Below are 5,310 nucleotides of genomic sequence, written 5' to 3'. Positions count from 1 at the left end.
TGGGGCCGAGGCGGGGCACCTCGAGCAGGGCGGTCCGGCTGCGGAAGGGTCCGTTCTGGTCGCGGTGGGCCACAATGCTTTCCGCCACCGACCCGGACACGCCCGACACGCGCGAGAGCAGCGGCACCGAGGCGGTGTTCACGTCGACACCGACTGCGTTCACCGCGTCCTCGACGACCGCGCCCAGCGATCGGGCCAGCAGCGTCTCGGAGACGTCGTGCTGGTACTGGCCGACGCCGATCGACTTGGGATCGATCTTCACCAGTTCGGCGAGCGGGTCCTGCAGGCGACGGGCGATGGAGACCGCGCCGCGCAGCGACACGTCCATGTCGGGCAGTTCCGCCGAGGCGTAGGCCGAGGCCGAGTACACCGAGGCGCCCGCCTCCGACACCACGATCTTGGTCGGCTTGTTCTCGGGGATGCGCGAGATCAGTTCGGTGGCAAGGGCATCGGTCTCCCGCGAGGCGGTGCCGTTGCCGATCGCGATGAGCTCGACATTGAACCGAGCCACCAGCGCGCCCAGCACGGCCAGGGACTTCTCGGTCTGGCCCTGCGGCTTGTGCGGGTAGATGACCTCGGTCGCCACGGCCTTGCCGGTGGCGTCGACCACCGCGACCTTCACGCCGGTGCGGTAACCCGGGTCGAGGCCCATCGTGGTGCGGGTGCCCGCCGGTGCGGCGAGCAGCAGGTCGCGCAGGTTCGCGGCGAACACGTCGACCGCGTCCTTCTCCGCCGCCTGCCGCAACCGCATCCTGGTGTCGATGCCCAGGCTCACCTGGAGCTTTGTGCGCCAGGCCCAGCGCACGGTGTCGAGCAGCCATGGATCGGCCGGGCGGCCCTGATCGGCGATGCCGAAGGCGACCGCGATGCGGCCCTCGTAGATGGTGCGCGCGCCAGGCTCGGGCTCTTCGGTGTCGGGTTCCAGGTGCAGGGTGAGCACCTCTTCCTTCTCACCGCGCAGCAGCGCCAGGATCCGGTGCGAGGGCAGCTTGTGGAACGGCTCGCTGAACTCGAAGTAGTCGGCGAACTTGGCGCCCGCCTCCTCCTTGCCCGCGCGCACGGTGGAGGTGACCTGGCCGCGGTTCCACATGAGCTCGCGGAGTTCACCGACCAGGTCGGCATCCTCGGCGAAGCGTTCGACGAGGATCGCGCGGGCGCCGTCGAGCTGTTCGGCGGTGTAGCCGGCCGGGTCGGTGGTGGGATCGCCGATCAGGGCGTCGGCCACCGGCTCGTGCCCGGCTTCGCGGGCGATCTGAGCCTTGGTGCGGCGCTTGGGCTTGTACGGCAGGTAGATGTCCTCGAGGCGGGCCTTGGTCTCGGCGAGCATGATCTGCTGGTGCAGCGCCGGGTCGAGTTTGCCTTGGCCGCGGATGGATTCGATGATCGCGCCGCGGCGTTCGTCGAGCTCACGCAGGTAGCCGAGCCGTTCGTCGAGCTGGCGCAGCTGGGCATCGTCGAGGCCGCCGGTGACCTCCTTGCGGTAGCGCGCGATGAACGGCACCGTCGAACCGCCGTCGAGCAATTCGACGGCGGCGCGGACCTGGGTCTCGCGCACCCCCAGCTCGTCGGCGATCCGCCTGCCCACGCTGGCGAGGATGGTCGTTGTGTCGGTCTCGGGCGCTGTCGTCACGACCGCAGAGACTACAGCGCTTCCCCGACAACCCGGCCGACTCCCAGGTCAGGCGAGGAGATCCGTGGCCAGTTCCCGCATCTGGGCTTTGCGGATCTTGCCGGTGACCGTCATCGGGAACTCGTCGACCACGTGCACGTAGCGCGGGATCTTGTAGTGGGCCAGGCGGCCGGTGCAGAAGGCGCGGATCGCGGCGGCGTCGAGGACGGGGGCGCCCTCGCGCAGGCGGAGCCAGACCATGAGTTCCTCCCCGTATTTCTCGTCGGGGACTCCGATCACCTGGGCGTCGACGATATCTGGGTGGGTGTAGAGGAATTCCTCGATTTCGCGGGGGTAGATGTTCTCGCCGCCGCGGATCACCATGTCCTTGATCCGGCCGGTGACCGAGAGGTAGCCGTCGTCGTCCATGACGCCGATGTCGCCGGTGTGCATCCAGCGGGCGGCGTCGATCGCCTCGGCCGTCTTGTCGGGCTGATCCCAGTAGCCGAGCATCACCGAATAGCCGCGGGTGCACAGTTCGCCCGCCTCGCCCCGCGGCAGGGTGCGCCCGCTGGCCGGGTCGATCACCTTGACCTCGAGATGCGGCCCGACCCGGCCGACGGTGGCGGTGCGGCGGTCGATGCTGTCGTCGCGGCGGGTCTGGGTGGACACCGGCGACGTCTCGGTCATGCCGTAGCAGATGGCGACCTCGGCCATCCCCATCTGCTCGATCACCCGTTTCATCACCTCCACCGGGCACGGCGAGCCCGCCATGATGCCGGTGCGCAGACTCGACAGGTCGGCGACGGCACCGGCGTCGAGTTCGGCGAGCATCGCGATGAACATGGTCGGCACGCCGTAGAGGGAGGTGCAGCGCTCGGCGGCGACGGCGGCCAGCGTCGCGGCGGGATCGAACGACGGCGCCGGAATCACCACGGCCGCACCGTGTGAGGTCGCCGCGAGATTGCCCATCACCATCCCGAAGCAGTGGTAGTACGGCACCGGCACGCAGATCCGGTCGGCCGCGGTGTAGCCGCACAGCTCGCCGACGAAGTAGCCGTTGTTGAGGATGTTGTGGTGGCTCAGCGTCGCGCCCTTCGGGAAACCCGTTGTCCCCGAGGTGTACTGGATGTTGATCGGATCGTCGGCGGACAGGGTCGCGGCGATCGCGGACAGTCCTGCGGCATCGGGCGCGGTGGCCGCCACCTGCTGCCACTGCTCGGTGCCGAGGATCAGTACCGGTTCCAGGGCCGGGCAGTTCGGCCGCACCTGCTCGATCATCGCCACATAGTTCGAGGTCTTGAACTCCGGCGCGGCGATCAGCAGCCGGATGCCTGCCTGACCGAGGACGTACTCGAGTTCGCTGGTGCGATAGGCGGGATTGATATTGACCAGGACCGCACCCAGTTTCGCGGTGGCGTACTGGACCAGGAACCACTCGGCGCAGTTGGGCGCCCAGATCCCGACCCGGTCGCCCGCGGCGATACCGCGCGCGGCCAGTCCGGTCGCGACGGCGTCGATGGCGGCGCCGAGCTCGCGATAGGTCCAGCGACAGCCGGTCGGACGGTCTACCAGTGCTTCGTTGTCGGGATACGCCGCGACGGTGCGGTCGAGATTGGCGCCGATGGTGTCGCCGAGCAGCGGGGTGTCGGCGAGTCCATAGGTGTAACTCAGTTCGGGCATCAGCGGATCTCCTTGTTGCGCAGCACGAATCGCTGCACCTTGCCACTCGGGGTCTTGGGCAGACTCGACACGAAATGGACCGTCCGCGGATAGGCGTGCGCGGCGAACTTGTCCTTGACCAGTCGCTGGAGTTCGGCGGCCAGCTCGGGGCTGCCGTCGGCGCCGTCGCGCAGGACGACGAAGGCTTCGAGCACCTCGCCGCGCAGCTCGTCCGGCATCCCGACGACGGCGGCCTCGGCGACCTGATCGTGCAGGACAAGCACGCTCTCGACCTCGAAGGGCCCGATCCGGTAGCCCGCCATGATGATCACGTCGTCGTCACGCGAGCTGAAGTGGAAGAAGCCGTCGGCGTCGCGGGCGCCCACGTCGCCGGTGAGGTACCAGCGGCCGTCGGCGGTGTAGCGGCTCGCGGTGCGCTCGGGGGCGTCGAGATAGCCGAGGAACCACAGCAGCGGGCTGTGTTCGGTGTCGATGGCGACCCGGCCGATCTCGCCGGGCGCGGCCTCGGTGTCGGCGTCCTCGGCCAGGACCGCACAGGTCCAGCCGGGCAGCTGGGAACCCATCGAGCCGAGCGGCGCGGGCCGGTCGACGGCGGGGTGCCAGGCGTGGCAGATGACCATGCCGTGTTCGGTCTGGCCGTAGTGGTCGCGGACGGCGACGCCTAGCGCGCGTTCCGACCAGGCGACGACGTCCGGCGTGAGCGGCTCCCCCGCCGACGATGCCCGGCGCAGCGCGATCCCCTCGGGGACCGCGCCCGCGCGCAGCGCACGGTAGACCGTCGGCGCCGCGGCGAAGTTGGTGACGCCGAAGCGGCGCAGCACGTCCAGGGTGAGCGGTGCGGAGAAGCCCGCGTGCAGCAGCAGGCTGCGCACGCCGGTCGCCAGTGGCGCGAGGATGGCGTAGTAGAGCCCGTACGCCCAGCCCGGGTCGGCCGCGTTCCAGTAGACGTCCTCGGGGCGCACATCCAGGGCGAACTCCTGGTAGGCATGGAAAGAAGCCAGGGCACGCACCGGGATCGGCACGCCCTTGGGAGTGCCGGTGGTGCCGCTGGTGAACAGCTGGACCAGCAAGCCGTCACCGCCGACCACCACCGGGACCGCACGTGGGTCATCGGACCGGTGCGTGGCGATCAGGTCGTCGAAAGACAGCGCGCCGGGGACATCGGCCGCACCGACGATGATCGTCCGGCGCTCCGGGTCGGCGGGAATGTCCTCGCCCACAGCCAGTTTCGGCGCCTGATCGGCATCGACGACGACCACCTTGGCGTGACTCGCACCGAGCCGGAACCCGATGGCGGGCGGCGCGAAGGCGGTGAACAGCGGCACATGCACCGCACCGCGCCGCCAGATACCGAGCAGCGCGACCACCAGATCGGCGGACTTCGCCATCAAGGTCGCCACCCGATCCCCGGGGCCGACGCCGAGCTCGGCCAGGGCCGCCGCGAAACGGGCCGACCGCTCCCGCAGCTCGCCGTAGGTCAGCTCGTGCGCGCTCAGATCGGACTCGACCACCGTGAACGCGACCTGACCGGCCGGATGCCGGTCGCACAGCAACGCGGCCGCGCAGGCCTCAGGTCCGTCGTAACAGTCGAGCAGGGCGCGCACTCGCGCGTCCAGGTCGGTACTCATCGCAGTTCTCCTCAACGGGCCACCAGGTCTGTCCTAGAATGTGGCACACTTCACGTTCGCCACTACCCCCGAAAAGGGGTGACCGATGCCGGCCACTTCCCTGTTGCGTCCCCGCGACGGCGATGCGCTGCGCGCCGAGATCCGCTGGGTGGCGCGCCGGGCGAATGTCCCGGTGGTCTTCGGCGGGCCGGTCGACGAGGACACGCTGCTGCTCACCGAGTTCGTCGGCACGGTCACCACCGGGCTGCGCGGCCTGTCTGTGCTGCGTACCTCCGGGCTCGGCGGGCAGGTCATGGACCACCACCGGCCTGCCGCGGTGGCCGACTACCGGGGCGCGTCCTCGATCACCCACCACTACGACGGGCCGGTCTGCGGCGAGGGACTGCGGTC

General features: G+C 69.8%; 3 protein-coding genes and 1 pseudogene. 1 reads left to right on the top strand and 3 read right to left on the bottom strand.

Annotated elements, in window-relative coordinates; all coding sequences use genetic code 11:
- The 3 genes from ACFWPJ_RS23615 to ACFWPJ_RS23605 all read right to left on the bottom strand — a co-directional run.
- Positions 1-1,630: Tex-like N-terminal domain-containing protein (locus tag ACFWPJ_RS23615; protein WP_378854570.1), on the bottom strand; the 1,630-nt coding region annotated here is incomplete at its 3' end.
- Positions 1,631-1,678: 48 nt separating this feature from the next.
- A complete protein-coding gene (locus ACFWPJ_RS23610; protein ID WP_378854569.1) occupies positions 1,679-3,292 on the bottom strand; it encodes an AMP-binding protein in 1,614 nt (537 codons plus the stop codon).
- Complete coding sequence (locus tag ACFWPJ_RS23605; RefSeq protein WP_378854568.1) at positions 3,292-4,920, bottom strand: AMP-binding protein; 1,629 nt, start codon at positions 4,918-4,920, stop codon at positions 3,292-3,294. The genes ACFWPJ_RS23610 and ACFWPJ_RS23605 overlap by 1 nt, the downstream gene beginning before the upstream one ends.
- An 85-nt stretch (positions 4,921-5,005) precedes the next feature.
- Between ACFWPJ_RS23605 and ACFWPJ_RS23600 the strand changes: the two are divergent.
- A pseudogene (locus ACFWPJ_RS23600) lies at positions 5,006-5,310 on the top strand (helix-turn-helix transcriptional regulator); the annotation flags it as partial.

Source organism: Nocardia sp. NPDC058497, assembly GCF_042720195.1.
In the GTDB taxonomy this organism is placed as follows: Bacteria; Actinomycetota; Actinomycetes; order Mycobacteriales; family Mycobacteriaceae; genus Nocardia.
Note: the sequence above shows the minus strand (reverse complement) of the source record. Positions and strands in the feature narration are given on the sequence as shown.

Excerpts from the sequence above, each read along its gene's own strand:
- ACFWPJ_RS23610 (WP_378854569.1), bottom strand. The coding sequence starts at position 3,292 with ATGCCCGAACTGAGTTACACCTATGGACTCGCCGACACCCCGCTGCTC.
- ACFWPJ_RS23605 (WP_378854568.1), bottom strand. The coding sequence starts at position 4,920 with ATGAGTACCGACCTGGACGCGCGAGTGCGCGCCCTGCTCGACTGTTAC.